The following is a 23,934-nucleotide window of genomic DNA, read 5'->3' as shown; positions in this document are numbered from 1 at the left end:
TCGTGCCCCACGGACGCGACATGGCGTCGCGACATGGCGGGCGTGGTGTGGCGGCGTGGGGGTTTGGTGTGGCTTCTGCCGTGCTGGTGTGAAGGCCGGGACTGCCGCTGCCGCGCCGCGAACTTCGTCGAGAAAGTGGGCGTCACATAGAGGACAGGACGTCTCGGGGAGGTCATGGCGTCATGTGAGAGGCCATGGACGGGGTCGGCCGCCCATGGCCTTCAGATGTGCGGGTGCCCAGGTCAGGGCGTGGCGGGTCAGGCGTTCTTCAGCTGCTTCAGCAGGTGGTGGGCCTGAGGGGAGCAGTCAGGTCCGACGACCCAGATGTTGCGCTTGCCGGGCTGGTCGCCGTTCACCGCGATGATGATCGCGGGCTTTCCCTCGTATTTCGCCTGGTCGACGAGCAGGAGCGACTGCTCGCCCGCGACGCCGGCGACGCAGCCGCGGAGCCGGGCGCCCGGTGCGGCGCCCTCGGCGCGCATCTCCTGCCCGCCCGTCACGACGCCGCCGACCTGGTCGCCCAGCGTGCCCGACCGGTAGTCGGTGCCGCTCTGGGCGACCTTGAACGCGGGGGCCGGTTCTCCGGGGGCCACCTTCGGCACCTCCGAGCCCGAGCCGGGATCGGTCAGTGAGCGGTGCGGGGCCGGATGCCGCGCCGCGCTGTCGCTGCTGCTCGCGCCGTCCATCGCGATCTTGCTGACCGTCGCTCCGCCGCCGAGCACGACCACCGTCGCCGCGGCCGCCGACAGTATCCGCCAATGCCGCCTTCCGCGCCGTTGCTCCAGGCTCGCCACGGTGGCGGTGTGCATCGATTCCGCCGCGATGGCGGTGTCGATGCGCTCGGCCAGTTCGGCGGGCATGGACGGCACCGGGGCCTCCGCCAGGATCCGGGAGACGTCCGCGAGGTCGGCGGACAGGTCACGGCAATCGGCGCAGGTTTCGAGGTGTGCGTTGACGGAGGCGGCTTCGTCGTCTTCGAGAAGTCCCTCGGCCAGGTCGGCCAAGACGTCGTAGTCAAGGTGCGCGGGGTTCACTTGGGCATGCCACCTCCTTCCACACCTCCGACGTTCCTGGACTCCCGTCGGTTCCGGTGGTGGATGAGAAGGGGCGCGAGCCGGGCGCGGCCACGCGCGCACCGGCTCTTGATCGTTCCAGGCGGGACTTCCATGACCTGCGCGGCGTCGTCGACGGAGTAGCCCATCATGTCGACGAGGACGAGGGCCGCCCGCTGCTCGTACGGCAGCTGTTCCAGGGCGGTGCGGACGTCGAGGGAGACGCCGTGCGCGTCGGTCGGGTCGGGCATCTTGGGCGCGACGGCGTCGAACGTCGCGTCGTCGCCCATCGGCGTCGCGGGGCGGACGGACTTGCGCCGGACGCGGTCGAGGCAGGCGTTCACCACGATGCGGTGCAGCCACGTGGTGACGGCGGCGTCGCCGCGGAACCGTCCGGCGGCGCGGAACGCCGAGAGGCACGCGTCCTGCAGCGCGTCCGCCGCCTCCTCCGGGTCGCCGAGCGTGCGCAGCGCGACCGCCCACATGCGGTCGCGGTGGCGGTGCACGAGTTCGGCGAAGGCGTGGGGATCCCCCTGGGCATGCCGGGCGAGGAGCTCCTTGTCGGGCACTTCGCCTACGCGACTCATGCTCACCGACGTCATGAGCGACCGCTTTCTCGTTCGGGACGCCCGGTTGGCGCCGGGCATCCGCGACCGGCTGCTGAGGTAGGCACCACGTGATCCTGGGGGCGAGGGGACAAACTGCTCACAGGCACGATACAGACATGCGCCGCTCCACGTCACAGCTCACATCGGTCCCCTGCCGGAACGTGATCAGCCGGCCGCCCCGTAGACGGCGACCTCGCCGAGCCGCCCCTTGAACGGCCCACCGGGCAGTTTGGTGAACCAGACGAGCACGTACCGGCCGCTGACCTGCGGATTCGCGGCGACGGTGACCTCTGCGCCGTTCGGGGTCTGCTCCCCGACGCGCTTCAGGTCGGTCGGGGACTTCGAGTCGCCGACGCGGACCTGCAGCACCCCGCCGCTCACCGGGGCGTAGATCTTCACGCTGGCGACCTTGACGGGCTTGCCCATGTCGAGCAGGACGCCGAGGCCCTTCGACAACCGGCCGAAGTCGGCGTCGTAGTAGCTCTGGGTCTCCCAGTCGCCGCTGGGCCTGCCGTCGATGACGGACGGCAGGTTCTTGCCGATCGTGCCGTCGCCATGGCCCGGGCCGGCGGGGCGTTCGGCCTGGAAGATGCCCTGCGGGGTGAGCTTGGCGACCGTCGGTTTGGGCGGCGCGCTCGTCTGCGAGTTGTCGGTGGCGCCGCCGCCCTTGGGCTTGTCGTCGCCGCCGGGGCCGGACAGAGCCCAGGCGCCGAGCCCCACGATGACGGTCAGCGCGGCCGCGGCGACGCCGATCAGGGCGCGGTTGGCCGGACGCTTGGGGCCGCCGTGGCTGTGCGCGGGCGTCGTCCGGGTGGAGGTGGACGGCGGCGGGGGCGGGGCGGCGTGCTGCTGGGCCCGGGTACGCGGCGGCGGGACGTGCGAGGCCGCGGCGGGTTCGGGCGCGGGCCGGCGGTGCTGCTGCTGCGTCGCCTGCGGCGGCGGCGCGGGGCGCCTCGGCGGCGTCTGGCGCGGGTTCGCCGGTGGGGCGTTGCCGAGGCCGGCGAACAGCGGCAGCGGGGTGCGCGGAACGCCGCGCAGCGCCTTGGCCAGGTCGGCGGGGGACGCGAGCGGTTCGCCCGAGCCGATGCCGAGGCAGCGGCAGACGATCGCGTCGATCGCGTGCGAGATGCCGGCCTGGACCTGGCGGGGCGCGTGCGGGACGCCGTCGGACGCCGGTGCGGCGGGCAGGGCGGAGCCCTCCTCGTCGCCGGGCCAGTGGGCGGTGAGCGCCGCGTACAGCATCCGGCCGAGGCCGCGGACGTCCTCCGCGGCGGCGTCGTCGGACTCGCGGTCGCACAGGACGGCGTCGGTGGCGACACCGAGGATCTTGACGGTGCCGCCCGTCGTCCAGACCAGGTCGCGGGGGGTGAGGCAGAGGTGCGAGAGCCCGGCGGCGTGCGCGGCGGAGATCGCCTCGGACGCCTCGTACAGCAGCGTCGCGGCGCGGCCCGGCTCCAGCGGGGCCTTGGCGAGCATGCCCTCCAGGGGCTCGCCGGCGACCCATTCGCTGACGATGTAGGCGCTCTCCCCCGAGTCGTCGGCGTCGAACACCTGGGTCAGCCGGGGGTCGTTCAGCCGGCTGGCGGACCGCGCCGACGTGACCGCCTCGGCGATCCGGGGGAACTCGGGGTCGAAGGTGCGGACGGCGACCGCCCGCGCGAGGATCTCGTCGATGGCCTTCCAGAGCGACGAGCCGCCCGAGTCGCTGATGCGCTCCTCGAGCCTGTAGCGGCCGGCGAGACGGGTGCCGGGCTCGATGACTGACGTGCTCACGGCAACGTCCTGCACAGGTGGTCAGATCCCATGTTCGTGGCGTGGCAGCTTACGCCTCCGACCCTCCTCTTTGCGTTCCCCAGGGTGTCGCCCCGCAAGCCGTAGTCCCCCACATGGTAGTGGTTACTCGCGCGAGTGGCCGCCTTATCGCCGCGCGTCCTTTTTTACTTTGCGCGCCCCGGCAGCCGGCGGGCGAACGTGGCGATGGTCGTCTGGATCTCCTCCACGCGCATCAGCTTGGCGAACAGCACATACAGCAGACCGCCGCCGACGGACCCGGCCACCAGGGTCGCCAGCGCGGGCAGCATCGTGTCGGTGCCGCCCAGCGCGTCCGCGACGGTGTGCGCGGCGTAGGCGAACCCGATCAGCGGCCAGATCGCGACGAGGAGCTTGAGGTGGCCGCCGACGATGCGGCGGCCGTCGATGCCGCCGAGCTTGCGGCGCAGCACCAGCCAGCAGGTGATCGTCCCGACCAGGTTGGTGATCGCGAACCCGCCCGCGATGCCGACCACGATCCACTTGACGTCGAGGACGTTGTAGGCGGTGAACGCCATGATGATGTTGCAGGTGGTGACGACCAGGCCGACCAGGGCGGGCGTCCGGGTGTCGCCGTGGGCGTAGAAGACCCGCAGCATCAGCTGGTAGACCGAGAACGGGACGAGCGCGATGGCGAACATCTGCATGACCCGCGCGATCACCAGGGCGTCGTCGGCCGTGGCGTTGCCGTGCGCGAAGAGCACGGTGGTGATCTCCGGTCCGAGCACCAGCATCAGCGCCGCCGCCGGCATGATGATCACCGAGGAGAGCCGCAGCCCGCTGGAGAAGGCGGCGCGCACGTCGGCGGTCTTGCCCTCGGCGGCGAACCGGCTCATCCGCGGCAGCAGCGCGGTGATCACCGACACCCCGACGATCGCGTAGGGGAGCTGGAAGAGCTGGTAGGCGTTGAAGTACGGGGTGTACCCGTAGCCCTCGCCGAGCCCCTGGTCGAAGGCGGTCTTCCCGGCCCGGTTCGTCAGCGCGGTGACGACGGCGAGGGCGACCTGGGTGGCGACGACGTACAGCAGCGTCCAGCCGGCCATCCGCCCGACCTCGCCGAGCTCGCCGCGGCGGAAGTCGAGCCGGGGCCGCCACCGGAACCCGACGCGCCGCAGCGACGGCCACAGCGCGACCGTCTGCAGGACGATGCCGCCGGTCGTGCCGACGGACAGCAGCATGAGCTGCTGGTCGGAGATGGTGGACGGGTCGACCTTCCCGGTGGTGATCGCGAGGAACGCGCCGCCGACCGCGATCACGACGATGTTGTTCAGGACGGGCGCCCACATCGGCGCGCCGAAGCTGCCGCGCGAGTTGAGGACGGCCCCGGCGAACGCGCCGACGCCGTAGAAGAACAGCTGCGGCAGGAAGAACCGCGCGAACAGGACGGCGACGGCGCGCTGGTCGCCGGTGTAGCTGCCCGCGAGGACGTCGATGAACAGCGGCGCGAGCAGCACCGCCACGACGGTGAGGACGCCGAGCCCGATCACCGCGAGGGTGAACACGCGCTGCTCGTACTGCTCCCCCGCGACCTGGTCGCGCTGCTTGGCCCGCACCAGCAGCGGGACGATGACGCTGGTGAGGATGCCGCCGAGCAGCAGGTCGTAGATCTGGTTGGGGATGGTGTTGGCGGTGTTGTAGGCGTTGGCGACCAGCCCGGTGCCGAGCGCGGCGACGATGACCGCGGTGCGCAGGAACCCGGTGACGCGGGACGCGAGGGTGCCGATCGCCATGATCGCGCCGGACTTCAGGATCCCGGACGAGCCCTTGCCCTCCTGGGGCGGGGGCGTGTCCACGACCGTGCTGTCGGCGTCAGGCGCGCTTCCGCCGGGGAGGGGGATGTCAACCACCGTCTCGGCGGCGAGGTTCGCCGCGCCCGGCGGCCGGCCCGTCGGCGCCGGGGCCGGGTACTGCGGCGGGGTCCTCGGGCCGGGTGCCTGCGGGCCCGGCCGCATGCCCGGCCGGCCCTGAGGCGTCGGTCCCTGCGGGCGCGGCCCCTGGGGCGGGGGAGCCTGGGGCGGCGGGCCCGGCGGGTATCCCTGTGCCGGGTAGCCCTGTCCCGGGCGCCCCGGAGTATTCGGCGGAGGGTATGCCGGGCCCTGGGAACCCGGGCCCGGGGAGCCCGCCCCCTGGTTCCCCTGTCCCTGCCGATCCCATTCCGGTCGACCCGTCACCGGCTGCCTCCGCTTTCCGGCGGCGCCTCGCTCTGATGGCCCGCACTCCGACGCCCACGAAGAGTACGGCAAGTCCGCCGCCCGTGATGAGCAGGGCGAGCCGCCCATACCCGGTCGTGGTGACCGTGATGGTCTCGCCGTCACCGTACGTCCGGCCGCTCGCACCGGGAATCTGCAGATCGAGGCGGACGCCGAAGTTGCCGTTACCGGCCGCCTGCGCCGGGATCCACCGCTGGGCCCGCTCCCCGGGTCCGAGCTCGATCACCGCGTCGTCGGGCTCCAGCCCGCCGAGCTTGAGCTTGGCGGAGTTCTCCGAGGTCACCACGAGCCGGATCTTCACCGACTGGCCGCTCAGCCTGTTCTCGACCAGGACGGGAAGCTTGCCGGAGCTGCCCCCCATCAGCACGCGCCTGTTCTTCGGGAGGACGACGCGGACCCGGTTCATGTCGTCCTTGAGCTCGTCATCGAGCTCCTCGCGGGCCCGCTTGGCGCGGCTCGGCGACGTCCGCCAGCCGACCGACTCCAGCCGCAGCACGGCGCGCTCGTAGGAGATCTTCGCCGGGCCCGTCATCACGGCCTGGAACGTCGCCGCGCGCTTCGCGATGGCCCGGGTCTGGTCCAGGTGGACGTCGCCCAGCTCGTACTTCTCGTAGTCGTCGGAGTAGCCGTGGAAGGCGCGGTCCTGCGGCTGGGCCGACTCGATCGAGCGCAGCGGCGTCTCGCGCATCCAGGACGCGGCCTTGGTGTAGGTGAGCAGGTTCTTGGCGAGCCCCCCGGAGGGGCTCCACAGCCGGTCGGGCGCGACGACGACGGTGCGCTGGACGCTCGGCGCCTCCGCCGCGATCATCGCGGTCTCGGCGAGGAAGCGCTGCTCGCTCATCAGCGCCCGGGAGGCGGACCGCGACCCCTCGTCGAGTATCTGGGTGACCGTCTGGTCGTAGAGGAGGGCCTTCTTGGCGCCCAGGTGCGTCTGGAGCGCGGTGGTCGCGTTCGGCTGCGCGCCCGTCGCGGGGTTCTCGAACTGCGAGCTGCTCATCAGGAACGAACCGCCGCCCTTAAGGGCGTACCGGGCGAGCTGTTCGAGCGTGCCGGGCCCGCCGACGCCGGACGCCGGCCAGGCGACGTGCGCGTCGGGCTGGCGGCCGAAGATCTGCGACACGAAGCCGGTGTTGCGCGCGTCGAAGGCGACGCCGATGTCGCGGGTCGTCTTGCGCCGGACCAGGGCCGTGACGTCGGGGTCGCCATAGGGGAGGACGAAGTAGGGGTCGCCCTTCGTGGCGGTCTTGAGCGACGCCAGCCACGTCGCCGCGACCTTGCTCTTCTCCTTCCGGACGCCCTTGCGGGCTCCGGGCGGCTTGACGTAGAAGTCGCCCGACGCCATCTGCTGCACGTCGTCCAGCAGCGCCGGGTCGACGGCCCACGTGACGGGCGTGCTCGTGGTTGCGGCGGCCTCCACGAGCCGGTGGAGACGGCCGCCGGGCGACAGCTCCTTGGTGAGGTCGTCGTCGATGAACGTGCGGTCGTTGGCCCGGTGCATCCGGTCGATCAGCGGCAGGACCCAGCCGACCGCCACCGGCTTGAAGCTCCGCTGCTTCGGCATCAGCGTCAGGAATGTCGTCATGCCGCCGACGACCTGCTGCGCGGAGTTCAGCACTTCGACGCGCATCGGGTACACGCCGGGGGTGGCGGCGGGGGCGCGCAGGCCCAGTTGCTGGGCGGTGGTCCGGAAGCTCCAGCCCTGGGTCACGCCCGGCCTGGTCGCCTGCGCGAGCGACTGCTGCTGCGGGGCGACGTTGGGCAGCGCGGTCTGCTGCCCGGACGCGAGCTGGTCGACCTGGCTCCGGCTGGTCAAGGGCTGGGCGCTGTAGCGCAGCCGCAGGGTGAGGCCGGGGAGCGCGTGGCCGGTGCGGTTCCGCGCCGCCCCGGAGATCTCGATCCTGGACTTCGCGGTGAGGGTCTTCGGCGTGACCTTGGTGAGCGCGAGCGCCACCTGTGCGCGCGCCTGGGCCGCCGCAGGGACGCCGGCAGGAGCCTGCGCGGGGGTCCGCGCCCGGGCCCCGGCGGGGGACGCCAAGGCCGGGGAGGCCGCCATCGCGAGACAGGGCAGCAGCGCGGCCAGCGCCAACGCGCGTCCGACCGCTTTCACGCCGCGTCCGCCCTCACGCCGTGCCCGTCCAGAACCCGTCCGGCGGCGCGAGGACAGGCCGAGGACGGCGGGCGTCGTTTTCCCGCACCACGGCCCCGATGGTAGTCCGTCGGTGTTCATGGCGTTGCCTGGTGCCACCCTCCTGCCGGCCCACGCCGGGCCGCGCAGGGCGGGCGGCTCAGGTCGTCACGTGGTCCCGTCCCGGGGTGGACGCGGCGCTGAGCGGGGCCAGCAGATCGACGGGTTTCGGACGGCAGAGGGAGTACAGGGCGCTGGCCTTGATCCCGAGCGCCGTGGACGCCTCGCCGGTCGCGGTGTAGACGACGCCGTGGGCGTGGAGCCCGTCCACGAGGCCGCGGTCGATCAGCAGGGGCATCGACTCCGGCAGGAGCAGCGGGCAGACCAGGCCCGCGGCGTACTCGGTGACGGCGTTGACCACGTCCGCGTGGGCGGGCCGGACGCCACGGGCGCCCACGCCGAGCCGCACCGCCTCGGTGGACGGCCGCCGCCCCGCGGGGACGATCGCCCCGGCCAGGAAGGGGCGGCCGCGGTGGGCGCCCTCGCAGGAGTAGACGCGCGTCACCAGGCACCGCTCGGGCGGAAGGCCGAGCGCCCTGGGCAGTTCGTCCGCCCGGGTCATCGCCAGGGGCAGCCGCACGATCTCGTGCGGCGTCTCCCAGCCGAGGAGCGCGCGGTGGATGGTGAGAGCGTCCTTCATGTTCGGCTCCATCCCGCGGGGGGCGGCCCCGCTCACCCCCGGATCTGGTTTCCCTAAGGCCCCGTGCGTCGCACGCCGCGGGGGGAAGACCCCACATACCCGGAACGGCAGGTCTCATCCCTGCCGCGCGGCACGCGAACCCTCGAACGCGCCTCAACCGCACGTGCGGCGGACCGTGGCCCTTTTGGATCCCGCTACCGTTGTCGTACGGGAGGCTCACCGGGTCGCGCAGGTCGTCGTCGGGGTGCCCGAAACGTAACCCGGGGATCGCGGCATGTGAAGGGCCCCGTCCTTCTTCGGCCCCGAAAAGACTCCCGTGCTGACCCCGGCGCTCGCCAGAAAGTCCTTTGTCAGCCCGTCAACCAAGGAAATACGCTCGATGGCCGTGCCTGACCAGAACGTGACCCCAGAGTCCTCGCGGCGTACCGCGATCGCCGAGCTGCTGCGCGGGATCGCGCCCGTCGCCGACGACCTCGGCGCCCGGTTCGCTGCGGCCGGTCACGAGCTGGCGCTGGTAGGCGGGCCCGTCCGGGACGCGCTGCTGCGCCGTCCCACCAAGGACGTGGACCTGACCACCGACGCCCCGCCCCAGCGCACCCTTGAGATCATCCGCGGCTGGGCGGACGCGCACTGGACGATCGGCATCGAGTTCGGCACGGTCGGCCTGCGCAAGGACGGCGTCGAGCTGGAGATCACCACCTACCGCAGCGAGTCCTACGACCCGAAGTCCCGCAAGCCGGAGGTGTCCTACGGGACGTCCCTGGTGGAGGACCTGCGCCGCCGCGACTTCGCCGTCAACGCGATGGCGGCGCGGCTGCCCGGGCACGACTTCGTCGACCCGTTCGGCGGCCTCACCGACCTGCAGCGCAAGGTGCTGCGGACGCCGGGCCGGCCGGAGGACTCCTTCAGCGACGACCCGCTGCGGATGATGCGCGCCGCCCGGTTCGCCTCCCAGCTCGGCTTCACCGTCGCGCCCGACGTCGTCCGCGCGATGAAGGACATGGCGGACCGCATCGAGATCGTGTCGGCCGAACGGGTCCGGGACGAGCTGTCCAAGCTGATCTGCGGCCGGTACCCGCGGGAGGGCCTGGCGCTGCTGGTCGAGACCGGCCTCGCCGCGCACGTCCTGCCCGAACTGCCGAAACTGCGCCTGGAGATCGACGAGCACCACCGGCACAAGGACGTCTACGAGCACTCGCTGATCGTCCTGGAGCAGGCGATCGCGCAGGAGGAGGACGGCCCCGACCTCGTCCTGCGGCTCGCGGCGCTGCTGCACGACATCGGCAAGCCCAAGACCAGGCGGTTCGAGACGGGCGGCCGGGTCTCCTTCCACCACCACGAGGTCGTCGGCGCGAAGATGACCCGCAAGCGGCTGACCGCGCTGCGCTACCCGAAGGACGTCATCTCCGACGTGTCCCGCCTCGTGGAGCTGCACCTGCGCTTCCACGGCTACGGCACCGGCGAGTGGACCGACTCGGCCGTCCGCCGGTACGTCCGCGACGCCGGGCCGCTCCTCACCCGCCTGCACAAGCTGACCCGAGCCGACTGCACCACCCGCAACAAGCGCAAGGCCGACCGGCTGCGCCGCACCTACGACGACCTGGAGGTGCGGATCGAGCGGCTGGCGGAAGAGGAGGAGCTCGCCTCCATCCGCCCGGAGATCGACGGCAACGAGATCCAGGAGATCCTCGGCATCGCCCCCGGCCCCCTCGTCGGGCGCGCCTACAAGTTCCTCCTCGAACTCCGCCTGGACCGGGGCATGATCGGCAAGGAGGCCGCGGCCGGGGAACTGCGCCGCTGGGCCGCCGCCGAGGGCGTCGGCGCCCCCTCCGACGAGGGGAAGGGCGAATGATCCCCCTGCAACTGGGGCGGATGAGCCCCCGCGAGACCGAGCGGATGCTGGAGTTCGACCGGGAGCACATCTGGCACCCCTATGCGCCGATGCCCGCGACGGCGCCCGCGCTGCCGGTCGTGTCGGCGGACGGGGTGCGGCTGACCCTCGCTGACGGCACCGAACTGATCGACGGCATGTCCTCCTGGTGGGCGGCCGTGCACGGCTACAACCACCCGAAGCTGAACGCGGCCGTCACCGGGCAGCTCGGCAAGATGGCGCACGTCATGTTCGGTGGGCTCACGCATCCGCCCGCCGTCCGGCTCGCCGAGCGGCTCGTCGAGATCACCCCGGAACCGCTGACCAAGGTGTTCTTCGCCGACTCCGGGTCCGTCGGGGTCGAGGTCGCGATCAAGATGGCGCTGCAGTTCTGGCGCTCGCAGGGGCGCCCGGAACGGCGCCGGCTCCTCACCGTCCGCGGCGGCTACCACGGCGACACGTTCGGCGACATGGCGGTCTGCGACCCGGTGAACGGGATGCACCACATGTTCTCCGACGTCCTCGCCCAGCACGTCTTCGCGTCCCCGCCCCCGCTCGGCTACAGCGCCGAACCCGACGAGACGTACCTGGACGAACTCGCCGGCCTGGCCGCGAAGCACGCGGGCGAGCTCGCCGGGATCATCGCGGAACCGATCGTCCAGGGCGCCGGCGGCATGCGCTTCTACGCCCCCGAGTACCTGCGCGCCCTCCGCGACATCGCCGACGAGCACGGCCTGCTGCTGATCCTGGACGAGATCGCCACCGGGTTCGGCCGGACGGGCGAGCTGTGGGGCTGCGACCACGCCGAGGTCGTCCCCGACATCATGTGCCTCGGCAAGGCGCTGACCGGCGGCTACATGACGATGGCCGCGACGCTGTGCACCGACCGCGTCGCCCACGGCATCACCTCCGGCGAGGCGGGCGTCCTGATGCACGGACCCACCTACATGGCGAACCCGCTGGCCGCCGCGGTCGCGTCCGCGTCCATCGACCTGCTGCTCTCCCGCGAGTGGCGGGACGAGGTCGACACCATCGAGGCGGTCCTGACCAGCGAACTCGACGGCGCCGCGGAGTTCCCCGGGGTCGCCGACGTACGCGTCCTCGGCGCGATCGGCGTGGTGGAGGCGCGCGAGCCGGTGGACGTCCCGTCCGTCCAGGAGATCGCCATGGCGCACGGCGTCTGGCTGCGCCCCTTCGGCAAGCTCGTCTACACGATGCCGCCGTACGTGTGCACGGAAGACGAGGTGCACCACATCGCCGCCGCCCTGCACGCCATAGCGGAGTCGCTCTAACGCATTGCGGGCGCCGGCCGCCGCATGCGGGAGGCGGCCGTTCGGTAGGCGACGGCGCCCGCCGCGTAGGCCACGACCACCGCGAGGAGCGTGAGATCGGCGCGCCCGTCCGCGGGCAGCCACGTCGCGGCGGCGGCGGCGGCAGCGGCGAACGTCGCGTTGAACAGCATGTCGTAGACGGCGAAGACCCGCCCCCGGTAGGCGTCGTCGATGGTCTCCTGCAACGTCGTGTCGACGCACAGCTTCACGCCCTGCGACACCACGCCGAGCAGGAAGGCGCCGACCGCCCAGGGACGCTCCGCGAACGGCATGCCGAGGACCAGCAGCCCCAGCGCCGCCCCGCCGAGCTGCCATGCCACCCACGCCTGCTTGCTGATCCGCCGCACCACCGGCGGCGTGATCAGCGCCGCCGCGAAGTACCCGGCGCCGGACACTCCCAGCATCAGCGCGAACGTCTCCAGCCCCCGGTCTGGGTCGGCGGCGAAGTGGTTCCGGCACAGCAGCAGCGTCATGATCAGGACGACGCCGTACAGGAACCGGTGAAACGAGATCGCACCGAGCGCCAGCGCCGCCTGCGGCCGCCGCGCGATATGCCGCCCCCCGTCCACGAGCCCGCCCAGAACCCCCCGGATCACCTCGACCACCCGAGGCGCCGCCCCCGCCTCCGGCGCGACGTCCTCCGCCGCCCGGTGAGGGCCCAGCAACCCCTTCGGCAGCGTCGTCGCGATCAGCCCCGCCAGCAGGAACAGCGCCGCCGCGGCCGTGAGGATCAGCGCCGTCCCGTCCTGCCCGGCCCCGAACACCCGCCGGAGCCCGTAGCCGGCGCCCGCGCCGGCGAACGCGATGACCGTCCCGGACGTGACGCTGAACGCGTTCGCCGTGACCAGCTGATCGCGCCGCACCACATGCGGAAGCGCCGCCGACAGCGCCGCGAGAAAGAACCGGTTCACGCCCAGCACGACGAGCACGCCGAGGAAGAAACCGAGCCCGTCCTGCCCGGCCACCACGAGCCCGGCGACGAGCAGCACGAGCAGCGCGCGCAGCACCGGCGTCCACACGAGGATCTGCCGCCGCCGCCACCGGTCGATGAACACCCCGGCGAACGGCCCGAGCGCCGAATACGGCAACAACGTCACCGCGAAGGCCGCCGCAGCCTTGGCCGCCGTCGCCTGCCGCTCAGGCGAGAAGAACACGTACCCGGCCAACGCCACCTGGAACACGCCGTCCGTCAACTGCGAAGCAAGCCGAGTCCCATAAAGCCGCCGAAAATCCCGCTCCCGCAAGATCCCCCGCAACTCACCCGCTCGCATCAGATCAGCGTATGTCGTGTTTATTGCAGTGCTCTCCTCCTTCGGGCCTAGCGGCCCTCCATCGTCGAGTACTGCGTGCGATCGCTGGCATCGCTCCGGCTCGCCTTGCGGCTCGCTGCGCGATCAGGTTCTCGCTTCGCTCGAACCTGCCTTCGGACGCGATCGCAGTTGTCCGGTTGTTGCGTGGTTGCTGTGTCGGCTGAGGTTGGCGAAGGGTGCCGTGCTCTTCTCTGGCGGGCACAGAGGGTTCTCCGTCGCCGGGTGCTGGGGTGATCGCTGCAGACTTCGGCTCGCTGCGGGTGCATCCGGTGAAGCCGCGAAGGCGCGAGCGTGCGGGGCTTGTTCGCCTGGCGGGTTAATCGAGGTTGGACTAGGTGGCCAGCAGGGAGGCGATGAGACCAGCCGTCGGGCCGCGGGCGCGCACGGGGCTCAGCCGGTGCCGCAACCACGTGGCGACCCGGGGGCCGCGATCGCGTCCGAAGGCAGATTCGAGCGAAGCAAGAATCTGATCGCGCAGCGAGCCGCCAGGCGAGTCGAAGCGATGCCAGCGATCGCACGCGTAGTTGTGGGGGGTGGGGCGCTCTAGCGCCCCACCCCCCACAACTACGCAATAAAGACACGAGTTAGGTCGTAGGCGGCGGTGGTGGGGAGGAAGAAGGTGCCGTGGAGGCGGGAGGAGTGGTAGGTGGTCTGGGCGCGGTTCAGGAGGGGGACGATCGCGGCGTCCTCCATGATCTTCTGGTCGGCCTGCTGCCAGTAGCCGGCGGCGCGCTGGGCGTCGGGGGCGGTGAGGGCGGCGTCGATGAGGGCGTTGACCTGGGGGTTGTCGTAGCCGCCGTAGTTGGTGGAGTTGGGGCCGTAGGTGCGGCCGTCGAAGAGCGGCTGGATGATCGAGCGGCCGTTGTTGCCGTACCAGTCGGGGACCCAGCCGGGGGCGGCGATGTCCCAGGTGCCTTCGCGGGCGCGTGCGGGGGTGGAGAGGGTGCTGGAGTAGAAGGAGCCGCCGGGGTCGGGGGTCAGTTCCGTCTTGACTCCGCAGGCGTCGAGGTTCTGGGCGATGGACTGGGCGATCAGCTTGTGGACGCTGTTCGTCCGGAACGGGAACTTCAGGGTGAGGCCGGTGCGGCCCGTCCTGGCGAGCAGGTCGCGGCATTTGGCGGGGTCGCCGGACTCGCCGGGCGTGGGGTAGTGGTTGACGGCCGCGTAGCCGGAGTTGCCGGGCGGGATCACGGTGTGCAGGGGGCCGGCGACCGACGGGCCGCCGACGATCTTGATGAGGGCGCTGCGGTCGACGGCGTACTCCAGCGCCTGGCGGACCGCCCGGTCGCCGAGCGCGCCGCGGTTGCGGGGGCTGCGGGTGTTGAAGACCAGGTACGGGCTGTTGTTCGGGGTCTCCCTGATCGCGAAGCGCGGGTCGTCGCGCAGCCGCGGGATCGCGGACGTCGGGACGGGCTGGTCCCATGCGAGATCGGCGGTGCCCTGCTCGATCTGCTGCTGGACGGTCTCCGGCGAGTCCTGCCCCAGCGTGATCTGGATCTTCGCGACGTGCCGCTCGCGGAGCGGGTCCGAGCCCGCCTGCCATGCCGGGTTTTGGGTGAGCACGTAGGAGATGCCCGGCTTGTAGTCCGTGATCTGGTACGGGCCGTCGGAGACGGTGTGCTGCCGGAACCCGGCACTGTCCGGGACGTACCGGTCGTACTCCTGCGGCGCGGCCGCGGTGACCGGCAGCGCCAGCAGGTTGAGGAAGTCGCTGGCGGGGCGCTTCAGCTTGAACACCAGCGTCCGCGCGTCCTTGGCGCGGACGCCCTCGAAGCCGTGGTCGCGCTGGTAGGCGGCGATCGCCCGGGCGTCCTTGGCGTTCACGGAGCCGTAGCCGCGGCAGAACGCGTCCATGCCCTTGAGCGTGGAGAGGAAGTAGCCCTTGGCGGCGGAGGGCGAGGCCGGGTTGCACAGCCGTTCGAAGCCGCGGACGAAGTCCTGGGCGGTGACCGGGCGCGGCGGGTTGGTGTTCCACCGGACGCCGTCGCGCAGCCGGACCGTGTAGGTGCGGCGGTCCTTGCCGATGTCGCCGTTCTCGCGCGTCGGGATCCGCTCGGCGACGTCGGGCCGGACGGGGACCGTCTCCTGGAAGTCGTTGGACGCCCGGTTCCCGAACAGGGTCCGGGCGAACGTGCGGGCGAGCCCGTACGCGCCGACGCTGGCCACGGACGCGGGGTCGAGGTGCTCGACGTCGGACGAGCCGACGACCCGCAGGGTGCCGCCCTGGCGGGACGCGCCCTCCGCGGAGGCCCCGTCACCCCCTCCGGCGCATCCGGCGAGCCCCACCACGAGGCCCGCCAGCCCCGCCGCCACCTTGATCATTTCGCGTGCCGCCACGGTGTCACCTCACTGACTCAGAGCCTGGCGCGCTAGTCACCGGCGGTGTCACAGTAGGGCCAGAGCGTGACAAAGGGCCGGTACATCACCGTTTCTCTACAGAAGTAAGGACGCCCTGACAGTGGGATGTCCACTGACAGGGCGTCCTTTGGGAACTTTGTGATCAGGCTCTCAGCGCTCGATGTCGCCGCGGATGAACTGCTCCACCGCGTCGTGCGCCTGGTCGTCGTTGTACTGCTCCGGGGGCGACTTCATGAAGTAGGAGCTGGCCGACAGGATCGGGCCGCCGATGCCGCGGTCCTTGGCGATCTTGGCGGCGCGGACGGCGTCGATGATGACGCCGGCGGAGTTCGGGGAGTCCCAGACCTCCAGCTTGTACTCCAGGTTGAGGGGGGTGTCGCCGAAGGAGCGGCCCTCCAGCCGGACGTAGGCCCACTTGCGGTCGTCCAGCCACGGCACGTGGTCGGACGGGCCGATGTGCACGTCCGCCTTCGCCATCTCGTGCGGGATCTGCGAGGTGACCGACTGCGTCTTGGAGATCTTCTTGGACTGGAGCCGCTTGCGCTCCAGCATGTTCATGAAGTCCATGTTGCCGCCGAAGTTGAGCTGGTACGTGCGCAGCAGCTCGACGCCGCGGTCCTCGAAGAGGCGGGCCATGACGCGGTGCGTGATGGTCGCGCCGACCTGCGACTTGATGTCGTCGCCGACGATCGGCACGCCCGCGTCGGTGAACTTCTGCGCCCACTCGGGGTCGCTGGCGATGAACACCGGCAGCGCGTTCACGAAGGCGACCTTGGCGTCGATCGCGCACTGGGCGTAGAAGCGGTCGGCCTCTTCGGAGCCCACCGGCAGGTACGACACCAGGACGTCGACCTCGGCGTCCTTCAGGGCCTGCACGACGTCGACCGGCTCGGCGTCGGACTCCTCGACCATGTCCAAGTAGTACTCGCCAAGGCCGTCGAAGGTGTGCCCGCGCTGGACGGTCACGCCCGTGGGCGGCACGTCGGCGAACTTGATGGTGTTGTTCTCGCTGGCGTGGATGGCCTCGGACAGGTCCATCCCGACCTTCTTGGCGTCCACGTCGAACGCCGCCACGAACTCGACGTCGCCCACGTGGTACTCGCCGAACTGAACGTGCATCAGGCCGGGGACTCGCGTGTCGGGGGTCGCGTCCTTGTAGAACTCGACGCCCTGGACGAGTGAAGAGGCGCAGTTGCCCACACCGACGATGGCTACGCGCACCGAACCCATCCGGTAGCTCCTTCTCTGTTGCGGAACATGTGGTGGAGTCTCACCCGCCCCCGAAGGCGCCGGGCCACCGCTCAGCGGCCCTCGTCCCGAGGCATGTCCTGGTCAATTCGCTTAGCTGACTGTGCTTGCTGTTCCTGCTCGGCCCGCTCGCGCCCGATGAGCTCGTTGAGCCACCGGACTTCGCGCTCGACGGACTCCAGCCCGTGGTTCTGCAGTTCCAGGGTGTAGGAGTCGACTCGCTCGCGGGTTCGCGCCAGGGCGGCGCGAACGCTCTCCAGGCGCTCCTCCAGCCGGCTGCGCCGGCCTTCGAGGATCCGCAGCCGGACGTCGGCGCGGGTGTGCGAGAAGAAGGCGAAGTGCACGCCGAACCCCTCGTCCTCCCACGAAGCCGGGCCGGCCTCGGTGAGGAGCAGTTGCAGGCGCTCCTTGCCGTCGGCGGTGAGCTTGTAAACGATCTTCGATCGGCGGCTCTGCAGCGCCAGCGGCGCGTTCGGCTCCTCCGGCCGGTCCTCCATGATCAGCCCGTTGGCCAGGAGCTGCTTGAGGCACGGGTAGAGCGAGCCGTACGAGAACGCGCGGAACATGCCCAGCAGGGTGTTGAGCCGCTTGCGCAGCTCGTACCCGTGCATCGGGGACTCGTGCAGCAGCCCGAGCACGGCGAGCTCCAGCACGCCCGCGCCCTTCTTGGCCGCCATCCCGGTCCCTCTTCCGCAGAAGCCGATGTCTCGATCCGATGTATCGAGTGAATGTATCGACTCGATACATCGACAAGATACGTAGCCCGGCTCGTCCTGGCAAGTGGGGATCTAGCTGGGACGCCCCGGACGCCCCATCGGGCCGTATCGCGAATGTGGCGATTTCAGGGTGTATGTGGTGGAACTGTGTCAAAGTTGCGTCCTGGAACCACCTGGCCGCGTCGCACGACCCCGATCCCGGAACAGCCCGGAACGGAAGCCGAGTGAGGAGGAGCCACCGACCCCCCGGGGCGCGGACCGGCCGGGGCGTCCTTCGCCGAGCACACGCTCCCCCCGCTCACCAGCCCGCACAGTACTCTTCGGACGGCGCACGAGCCGCAACAAGGGCCGGGAGCCACCCGGCCCTCGGCAACAACCGTTGTCCCCTGTTGATGAGGTCGCGTGAGTAATCCAAGCCAGCCCCGACCGGAACCCGGGTCGCAGAGGCCGGGCGGGCACCAGAACCCCCGTCCCGGTGACTCCGGCGACCCCGGTGAGCCCGCCGGAACGCCTCCCGCGGGCTCTCCTGGCGCGCCCCAGAACCCCGCCCCGCCGGGCACGGCGGAAGGCCCCGGTTTCATGGGCGCCTCTGGCGCGAGCCCCGGTCCCTTCGGAGGTCCCGCGCCGGCCGCGCCCGCACCTGCGGGCCCGCCGAGCCCCGTCCCGCCGCCCACCGGTCGCCACGCCGCTCCTAGCGCGCAGGGCGGACCGGGTAACGCGCTCGTACCGAGCGGCCAGGGCGGACCAGGCGGAGCACCCGGCCAGGGTGGTTTCAACGGCAACGGTGGGTTCGGCCCTAACGGCGGCCCTGGCGGGACGTCCGGTCCAGGCGGATTCGGTGGGCCTGGAGGCAACGGTGGTCCCGGTGGATTCCAGCCTCCGGGTGGGCCTGGCATGGGCAACGCGCACGGCAACGTGCCCCCGGTCGGCCACGGCATGCAAGGCGGGCCCGGAATGGGTCGTCCAGGGATGGGCGGTCCCCCCGGTGGTCCCGGGGCGCCAGGAATGGGAGCGCCGGGACGGCCCGGTTTCCCCAACGCGCCCGGTATGGGTCCCGCGCAGGGAATCCCCGGTGCGCCCGGTGCGGGGGGCATGGGCCCGCCCGTGGGCTTCGGGACGCCGGGGATGCCCGGCGCGGCCCCGAAGCCGGGCGTGCGCGAGAAGCTCGGTGAGCTCGGAAAGGCCGGGCAGGGCCTCAGCGCGAAGGTGACCGCGAAGTTCCGCGGCGGCGGCGTGCGCGCGGCCAACCGCACGGGCGGTCCGGGAGGCCCCGCCGGCCCCGGTGGCCCTGGCGGACCCGGCGGTCCGGGAGGTCCGGGAGGTCCCGGCGGGCCTGGACGGCACGTTCCGCCCGGCAAGAAGGGGTTCTTCGGCCACCTGCGGTCCCGCGAGACCGGATGGCGGCGCTTCATCCCGTCTTGGAAGGTCGTGGGCGGCGTCTGCGGGCTCGGCCTCGCGGCGTTCGTCACGCTGATCTGGGTCGCCTACTCCAACACCCCGACGCCGAAGGAACCGACGGTCGCGGGCGTCGAGGACCAGGCGTCGATCTTCTACTACACCGACAGCACCGAGATCGGCCGGATCGGCAAGAAGCGGCAGAGCGTCGAGCTGGCCAAGATCCCGCCGAACGTCCAGAACGCGGTGCTGGCGGCGGAGAACCGCAGCTTCCGCACCGACCCGGGCTTCTCGATCAAGGGGACGACCCGGGCGGTGTGGGACAACCTGACCGGCGGGTCGGGCGGCGGCTCCACGATCACCCAGCAGCTCGCGAAGAACTACTACTCCGACCCGAACAACCGGACGGTCAGCCGGAAGTTCCAGGAGCTGTTCATCTCGCTGAAGCTGGAGGACGAGCACTCCAAGGACGAGATCCTCAAGCTCTACCTGAACACGATCTACTTCGGCCGCGACACCTACGGCATCCAGGCGGCGTCCCGCGAGTACTTCGGGACGGACGTGTGGAAGCTGCGGCCCGACCAGGCGGCCCTCCTCGGCGGCATCATCCAGAACCCGAACCGGGACCCGGGCGACAAGGCCAGCCAGGCGTGGGCGACCGGCAGGTACCAGTACACGCTCAACGGCATGGTCTCGATGGGCAAGCTCAGCCGGGCCGAGGCCGACAAGTACATCAAGCAGGGCCCGCCCAAGATCCGGAAGGCGGGCACCAGCGACCAGCTCTACGGCGGTCAGCGCGGCTACATGCTGATGCGCGCCAAGCTAGAGCTGAGCCGCCTGGGCGTCGACACCAAGGAGCTGACGACCCAGGGCCTGCGGGTTTACACGACGTTCGACCGCAAGAAGATGGCGATGGCCAAGCGGGCGGCCGAGCAGACCGTCCCGCAGGTGAACCCGAAGAAGCTCGCGAAGAAGAAGATCCGGGTCGGCCTGGTGTCGGTGAACTCCGCGAACGGCGAGGTCGTCGCGTTCTACGGCGGTCCCGACTACCTGGACCAGTCGTTCGACAACGTGTGGCAGGGCTCGGCGCAGGCGGGGTCGGCGATGAAGCCGTACGTGCTCGCGACGGCGCTGAAGCAGAACTACAGCCTGAAGAGCCTCGTCGAGGGCCGGTCGAAGACGCCGATCGGCCCGGACGGCAGCGTGGTGTCCAAGGACGACCCGAACGCCGTGATCGTCCCGAACAGCCATGACGTGGGCCCGGCGATCAACCTGATCACCGCGACGAAGGACTCGGTCAACACCGCGTTCATCCAGCTGATGGGCAAGGTCGGAATCGAGGAGGCGATCAAGACCGAGACCGATGCCGGCATCGCGTCCGACCTCCTGGAACCGCACAAGTGCTGCCTGAACCTCGCGCTGGGCGTCAACAACATCCGGCCGATCGAGCAGGCGGCGGGGTACGCCGTGTTCGCCAACGGCGGGATGTACCACCAGCCGCACGTGATCCGCGTGGTCAAGAAGTCGGACGCCAAGACGGTGCGGCTGCGGCCGAACTACGAGAAGCGCCGCGTCTTCAGCCCGAAGGTCGCCGCGGACGCGACGTACGCGATGCAGCAGGTCATCAGGGGCGGTACCGCGACGGCGGCGGCGCTGCCGGACGGACGCCAGGCCGCGGGCAAGACCGGTACGACGGACCGCAACGTCTCGTCGTGGTTCGTCGGGTACGTCCCGCAGGTCTCGACGGCGGTGACGATCTACAACGACGCGGTGGGCCCGGACGGCAAGAAGAAGTCGGTGATCCTGCCCCAGATCGGTGAGGTGGAGGGCGGCACGATCCCGGCCCGCATCTGGCGGTCCTACATGGCGAACGCGGTGCAGGGCATGGACCCGCAGGCGTTCCCGCCGCCCGCGTGGGGCGGGATCGTGCAGAAGTGGGCGAAGCCGCCGGAGAAAAAGAAGAAGGACGACGAGGGCAAGCCGCCGTGGTGCAACACCCCGGTCGGCAAGTTCGACCCGCGCTGCCAGGACGACGGCGACGGGGGCGACGGCCAGCAGCCCTGCCAGTCCCCGTTCCAGAACGGCAACTGCGACCCGAACAAGCCGCCGAGCAACCCGCCGCCGCGCTGGTGGTGCCAGATGCACCAGGGCGACCCCGCCTGCCGGAAGCGCAGGGGCGGCCGCGGCGCCCAGATCGAGACCGAGAGCCTGCGGCCGCTGCTGCCGTTTGCGAGGCCGCCCGAATGAACCGGCCGGCTTTCGCGAACCGAACCGTTCACTGGAGATGGGGGTGTGACATGGAGCATCCTTGCGAATTGCCGCACGCCGGCGCCTTTGACCGCATGCGCCCGTCCGTTCCGATGAAGGTGAGCCTTGCCTCAGCGGCCCCCTGCGCGCCGGGGGCACAGTACGCTCGGACGACGCAAAGCCGTACCCCAGTTGATGAGGCCGCGTGAGTAACCCAAGCCGATTTGGACCGGATTTCGGAGAGGGCTCTGGCCGGAGGGGCTCCCCCCGTCCCGGCTCTTCCGGCATGCCCTCGGGCGGGCAGCGCGGCGCGCCGGGTGGCTCGCCGAGCGGTTCGCCGACGCCGGGCAGGGCCCCGCGCCCCGGAGGCAGGCCGGGCGGACGGGCGGGCGGGCCGTCGCGGTCCGGCTCGTCCGGCGGCACGCGGCGTCGTGGCGCACCCGCGCCCATGCGTTCGGGCGGCGCCGGCCGTCCCATGCGAGGCGGCCCCGGAGGCCCTCCGAGCGGACCGGGTGGTCCCGGAGGGCCGGGCGGCCCCGGTGGACCTGGCGGTCCGGGCGGACCCGGCGGCCGCGGCGGCGGCTCCGGAGGCGGCGGCGACGACGGCTTCTGGGGTGACGAGGGGCGCGGCGGCGGGCGCGGCCGCGGCGGTGGCGGTGGCCGTCGCCGCGAGCGCAAGCCCGCGGACGAGGCGAACAAGAAGACGGGCTGGCGGCGCTACGTCCCGAACTGGAAGATCACCGTCGCCGTCGTCAGCGTGGCGATCCTCGGCCTGGCGACGCTCGTCGTCGTCGCCTACGCCAACACCCCGATCCCGACGGAGAAGCAGCAGGACGCGCTCCGCCAGGAATCGGTGATCACCTACGCGGACGGATCGACACTGGCCCGCATCGGTACGCACCGCGAGGACGTCGCGCTGAGCAAGGTGCCCAAGCACGTCCAGAACGCCGTCCTCGCCGCGGAGGACCGCAACTTCTGGCACGAGCCCGGCATCTCGCCGACCGGCATCGTGGGCGCGCTGTACCGGGCGGGGACGGGCGGCGGCGCCGCCGGCGCCTCGACGATCACCCAGCAGCTGGCCCGCAACTACTTCGCGAACCTCAGCCGGGACCGCACGGCCAGCCGCAAGCTCAAGGAAATCCTCATCTCCATCCGGATGGGCAAGGAGATGGACAAGTCGCGGGTCCTGGAGCTGTACCTGAACACCGTCCCGTTCGGACGGCACGCCTACGGCATCCAGGCGGCGTCCCGCGCCTACTTCCACAAGCCCGTCACCGAGATCAACGAGTCGCAGGCCGCGATGCTCGCGGCCCTGATCCAGCGGCCGGGGTACTTCGCCACCTACGGCCCGGCGTCCAACCCGGCCAAGCAGGCGCTGATCAGCCGCTGGAACTACGTCCTCGACGGCATGGTCGAGGAGAAGTGGCTCGACTCGGGCAAGCGTGCCCAGGCGAAGTTCCCCCAGACGCAGAAGAACTGGAGCGACGTCCCGGACGACCCGAACTCCGGCTACCTCCAGGACCGCGTCATCAACGAGCTGAAGACGACGCTCGGCATCGACGAGCAGATGCTGGAGACCGGCGGACTGAAGATCACCACCACGTTCCGCAAGGACCTGCAGGACTACACCAACAAGGCCGTCTCGCAGATCCGCAAGCAGAACGGGCTGAAGAACGACATCCAGTTCGGTCTCGCGGCGATCGACCCGAAGACGGGCGGGGTCGTGGCCGCCTACGGCGGTCCCGACTACCGCAAGCAGCAGTTCGACAACTCCTTCCAGGGCAAGGTGCAGCCGGGTTCGTCGTTCAAGCCGATCGTGCTCGCCACGGCGCTCGACCAGGGCATCAGCCTGCGGACGACGATGGACGGCACCTACAAGCGCACGATCAACGGCGCGTCCTTCACCAACGACAGCCGTTCGGAGAACGGCGTCTACAACCTCAAGCAGATGACGGCGATGTCGATCAACACGGCGTACGTCGACCTGGGGCAGAAGGTCCAGCTGGCCAACGTCGTCGACATGGCCAAGAAGATGGGCATCCCGAAGGACACCCCGAACCTCTCGAACACCATCACGTCGCTCCCGCTGGGCGTCATCGACGCCAGCCCGGTGACGATGGCCTCGGTCTACTCGACGTTCGCGGCGGGCGGCAAGCACCGGGACGCCCACGTGATCGCCAAGGTCACCGACAACCGGGGCCGGCCGATCATGAACAACGACCACAAGCTGCTGGAGAAGCTGCCCTGGCAGAAGCCCACGACGGCCTTCGACGAGGGCGTCGCGGCGGACGCCACGAACGCGATGCAGGCGGTCGTCACCAGCGGTACCGGTAAGCGCGCGAGCCTCGGCGCCCGTCCGGTCGCCGGCAAGACCGGTACCACCGACGAGAACAAGTCGGCCTGGTTCGTCGGCTACACGCCGGAGCTGGTGACGTCGGCGGCGATGTGGCGGCAGGACAAGAACGGCAACCGCAAGTCGCTGATCGGCGTGGGCAGTTACAGCCAGGTCTACGGTGGTACGGTCCCGGCCGACCTGTTCAAGACCTTCATGCTGAAGGCCCTGGAGGGCAAGGACATCACGCAGTTCCCGCCGCCGGTCAACGGCGGGCAGGTCGCCCCGTGGGCGAAGGCCAAGCCGACTCCCACGCCGACCTCGACGCCGACGCCGACCAACACGCCGACCTGCCAGCCGGGTCAGGGTCAGCCGGGGCAGCCGGGGCAGAGGCCGCAGAACGGCTGCAAGTCGGAGTCGCCGAAGCCGACGGAGACGCCGACCATCACGCCGCCGTCGGGCGACGTGCCGTGCAACCAGTACAACATGCCGCTCGGCTGCAACCCCGACATTCCACCCACCGGCGACAAGACCTGGTGGTGTGCGAAACCCGAGCACAAGAACGACCCGGCCTGCCGGAAGGACGGCGACCCGACCACCAACAACTAGCGGCACGTCCGCGA

General features: G+C 71.1%; 14 protein-coding genes. 4 read left to right on the top strand and 10 right to left on the bottom strand.

Features of this window, described 5'->3' with window-relative positions; genetic code table 11:
• Window positions 1–257: 257 nt before the first annotated feature.
• The 6 genes from AB0C84_RS24190 to AB0C84_RS24165 form a co-directional block, all read right to left on the bottom strand.
• On the bottom strand, window positions 258–1,034 hold the full coding sequence (locus tag AB0C84_RS24190; RefSeq protein ID WP_361070267.1) for a zf-HC2 domain-containing protein: 777 nt from the start codon (window positions 1,032–1,034) through the stop codon (window positions 258–260).
• A complete protein-coding gene (gene sigM / locus AB0C84_RS24185; RefSeq protein WP_179845241.1) occupies window positions 1,031–1,654 on the bottom strand; it encodes an RNA polymerase sigma factor SigM in 624 nt (207 codons plus the stop codon). Before sigM ends, AB0C84_RS24190 begins: the two co-directional genes overlap by 4 nt.
• A 171-nt stretch (window positions 1,655–1,825) precedes the next feature.
• The gene (locus AB0C84_RS24180; RefSeq protein ID WP_361070263.1) at window positions 1,826–3,433 is read right to left on the bottom strand and encodes a protein kinase family protein; all 1,608 of its coding nucleotides are present in this window, start codon (window positions 3,431–3,433) and stop codon (window positions 1,826–1,828) included.
• 164 nt (window positions 3,434–3,597) lie between these two features.
• Window positions 3,598–5,316 (bottom strand): murein biosynthesis integral membrane protein MurJ, encoded by a 1,719-nt coding sequence (murJ, locus tag AB0C84_RS24175; protein WP_361070260.1) that lies wholly within the window; start codon window positions 5,314–5,316, stop codon window positions 3,598–3,600.
• Window positions 5,309–7,786: a DUF6049 family protein gene (locus tag AB0C84_RS24170; RefSeq protein ID WP_361070257.1), complete on the bottom strand. Its 2,478-nt coding sequence runs from the start codon at window positions 7,784–7,786 to the stop codon at window positions 5,309–5,311. The genes murJ and AB0C84_RS24170 overlap by 8 nt, the downstream gene beginning before the upstream one ends.
• A gap of 178 nt (window positions 7,787–7,964) precedes the next feature.
• A complete protein-coding gene (locus AB0C84_RS24165; RefSeq protein WP_179845245.1) occupies window positions 7,965–8,504 on the bottom strand; it encodes a YbaK/EbsC family protein in 540 nt (179 codons plus the stop codon).
• Window positions 8,505–8,883: 379 nt separating this feature from the next.
• Between AB0C84_RS24165 and AB0C84_RS24160 the strand changes: the two genes are divergently transcribed.
• Both AB0C84_RS24160 and AB0C84_RS24155 read left to right on the top strand, forming a co-directional pair.
• A complete protein-coding gene (locus AB0C84_RS24160; RefSeq protein ID WP_179845246.1) occupies window positions 8,884–10,356 on the top strand; it encodes a CCA tRNA nucleotidyltransferase in 1,473 nt (490 codons plus the stop codon).
• Window positions 10,353–11,666, top strand: a complete 1,314-nt coding sequence (locus AB0C84_RS24155; protein ID WP_361070251.1) for an adenosylmethionine--8-amino-7-oxononanoate transaminase — start codon at window positions 10,353–10,355, stop codon at window positions 11,664–11,666. The genes AB0C84_RS24160 and AB0C84_RS24155 overlap by 4 nt, the downstream gene beginning before the upstream one ends.
• On the opposite strand, the gene AB0C84_RS24150 is transcribed toward AB0C84_RS24155, so the two are convergent.
• The 4 genes from AB0C84_RS24150 to AB0C84_RS24135 form a co-directional block, all read right to left on the bottom strand.
• Entirely contained in the window at window positions 11,663–12,898 is a 1,236-nt protein-coding gene (locus AB0C84_RS24150; protein WP_361070248.1) for an MFS transporter, read from the bottom strand. The genes AB0C84_RS24155 and AB0C84_RS24150 overlap by 4 nt on opposite strands.
• Before the next feature lie 681 nt (window positions 12,899–13,579).
• Entirely contained in the window at window positions 13,580–15,352 is a 1,773-nt protein-coding gene (locus AB0C84_RS24145; protein ID WP_361070245.1) for an ABC transporter substrate-binding protein, read from the bottom strand.
• Window positions 15,353–15,523: 171 nt separating this feature from the next.
• On the bottom strand, window positions 15,524–16,603 hold the full coding sequence (locus AB0C84_RS24140) for an inositol-3-phosphate synthase (protein WP_179845249.1): 1,080 nt from the start codon (window positions 16,601–16,603) through the stop codon (window positions 15,524–15,526).
• 71 nt (window positions 16,604–16,674) lie between these two features.
• A complete protein-coding gene (locus AB0C84_RS24135) occupies window positions 16,675–17,298 on the bottom strand; it encodes a PadR family transcriptional regulator (RefSeq protein WP_179831420.1) in 624 nt (207 codons plus the stop codon).
• A gap of 1,131 nt (window positions 17,299–18,429) precedes the next feature.
• Between AB0C84_RS24135 and AB0C84_RS24130 the strand changes: the two genes are divergently transcribed.
• The gene (locus AB0C84_RS24130; protein ID WP_361070242.1) at window positions 18,430–20,979 is read left to right on the top strand and encodes a transglycosylase domain-containing protein; all 2,550 of its coding nucleotides are present in this window, start codon (window positions 18,430–18,432) and stop codon (window positions 20,977–20,979) included.
• Window positions 20,980–21,427: 448 nt separating this feature from the next.
• Window positions 21,428–23,920, top strand: coding sequence for a transglycosylase domain-containing protein (locus AB0C84_RS24125; RefSeq protein WP_361070239.1), 2,493 nt, complete (start codon window positions 21,428–21,430; stop codon window positions 23,918–23,920).
• Window positions 23,921–23,934 lie beyond the last annotated feature (14 nt).

Origin of the sequence: Actinomadura sp. NPDC048955 (genome assembly GCF_040649435.1) — a bacterium.
Taxonomy (GTDB): Bacteria; Actinomycetota; Actinomycetes; order Streptosporangiales; family Streptosporangiaceae; genus Spirillospora; species Spirillospora luteofluorescens.
This window is presented reverse-complemented; position numbering and strand designations above follow the sequence as displayed.

Bases quoted from the DNA above. Each gene is read 5' to 3' on its own strand.
- AB0C84_RS24155 (WP_361070251.1), top strand. From the start codon at position 10,353: ATGATCCCCCTGCAACTGGGGCGGATGAGCCCCCGCGAGACCGAGCGG.
- AB0C84_RS24140 (WP_179845249.1), bottom strand. From the start codon at position 16,603: ATGGGTTCGGTGCGCGTAGCCATCGTCGGTGTGGGCAACTGCGCCTCT.
- sigM (WP_179845241.1), bottom strand. From the start codon at position 1,654: ATGACGTCGGTGAGCATGAGTCGCGTAGGCGAAGTGCCCGACAAGGAG.
- AB0C84_RS24160 (WP_179845246.1), top strand. From the start codon at position 8,884: ATGGCCGTGCCTGACCAGAACGTGACCCCAGAGTCCTCGCGGCGTACC.
- AB0C84_RS24165 (WP_179845245.1), bottom strand. From the start codon at position 8,504: ATGAAGGACGCTCTCACCATCCACCGCGCGCTCCTCGGCTGGGAGACG.
- AB0C84_RS24125 (WP_361070239.1), top strand. From the start codon at position 21,428: ATGCGTTCGGGCGGCGCCGGCCGTCCCATGCGAGGCGGCCCCGGAGGC.
- AB0C84_RS24130 (WP_361070242.1), top strand. From the start codon at position 18,430: ATGGGCCCGCCCGTGGGCTTCGGGACGCCGGGGATGCCCGGCGCGGCC.
- AB0C84_RS24135 (WP_179831420.1), bottom strand. From the start codon at position 17,298: ATGGCGGCCAAGAAGGGCGCGGGCGTGCTGGAGCTCGCCGTGCTCGGG.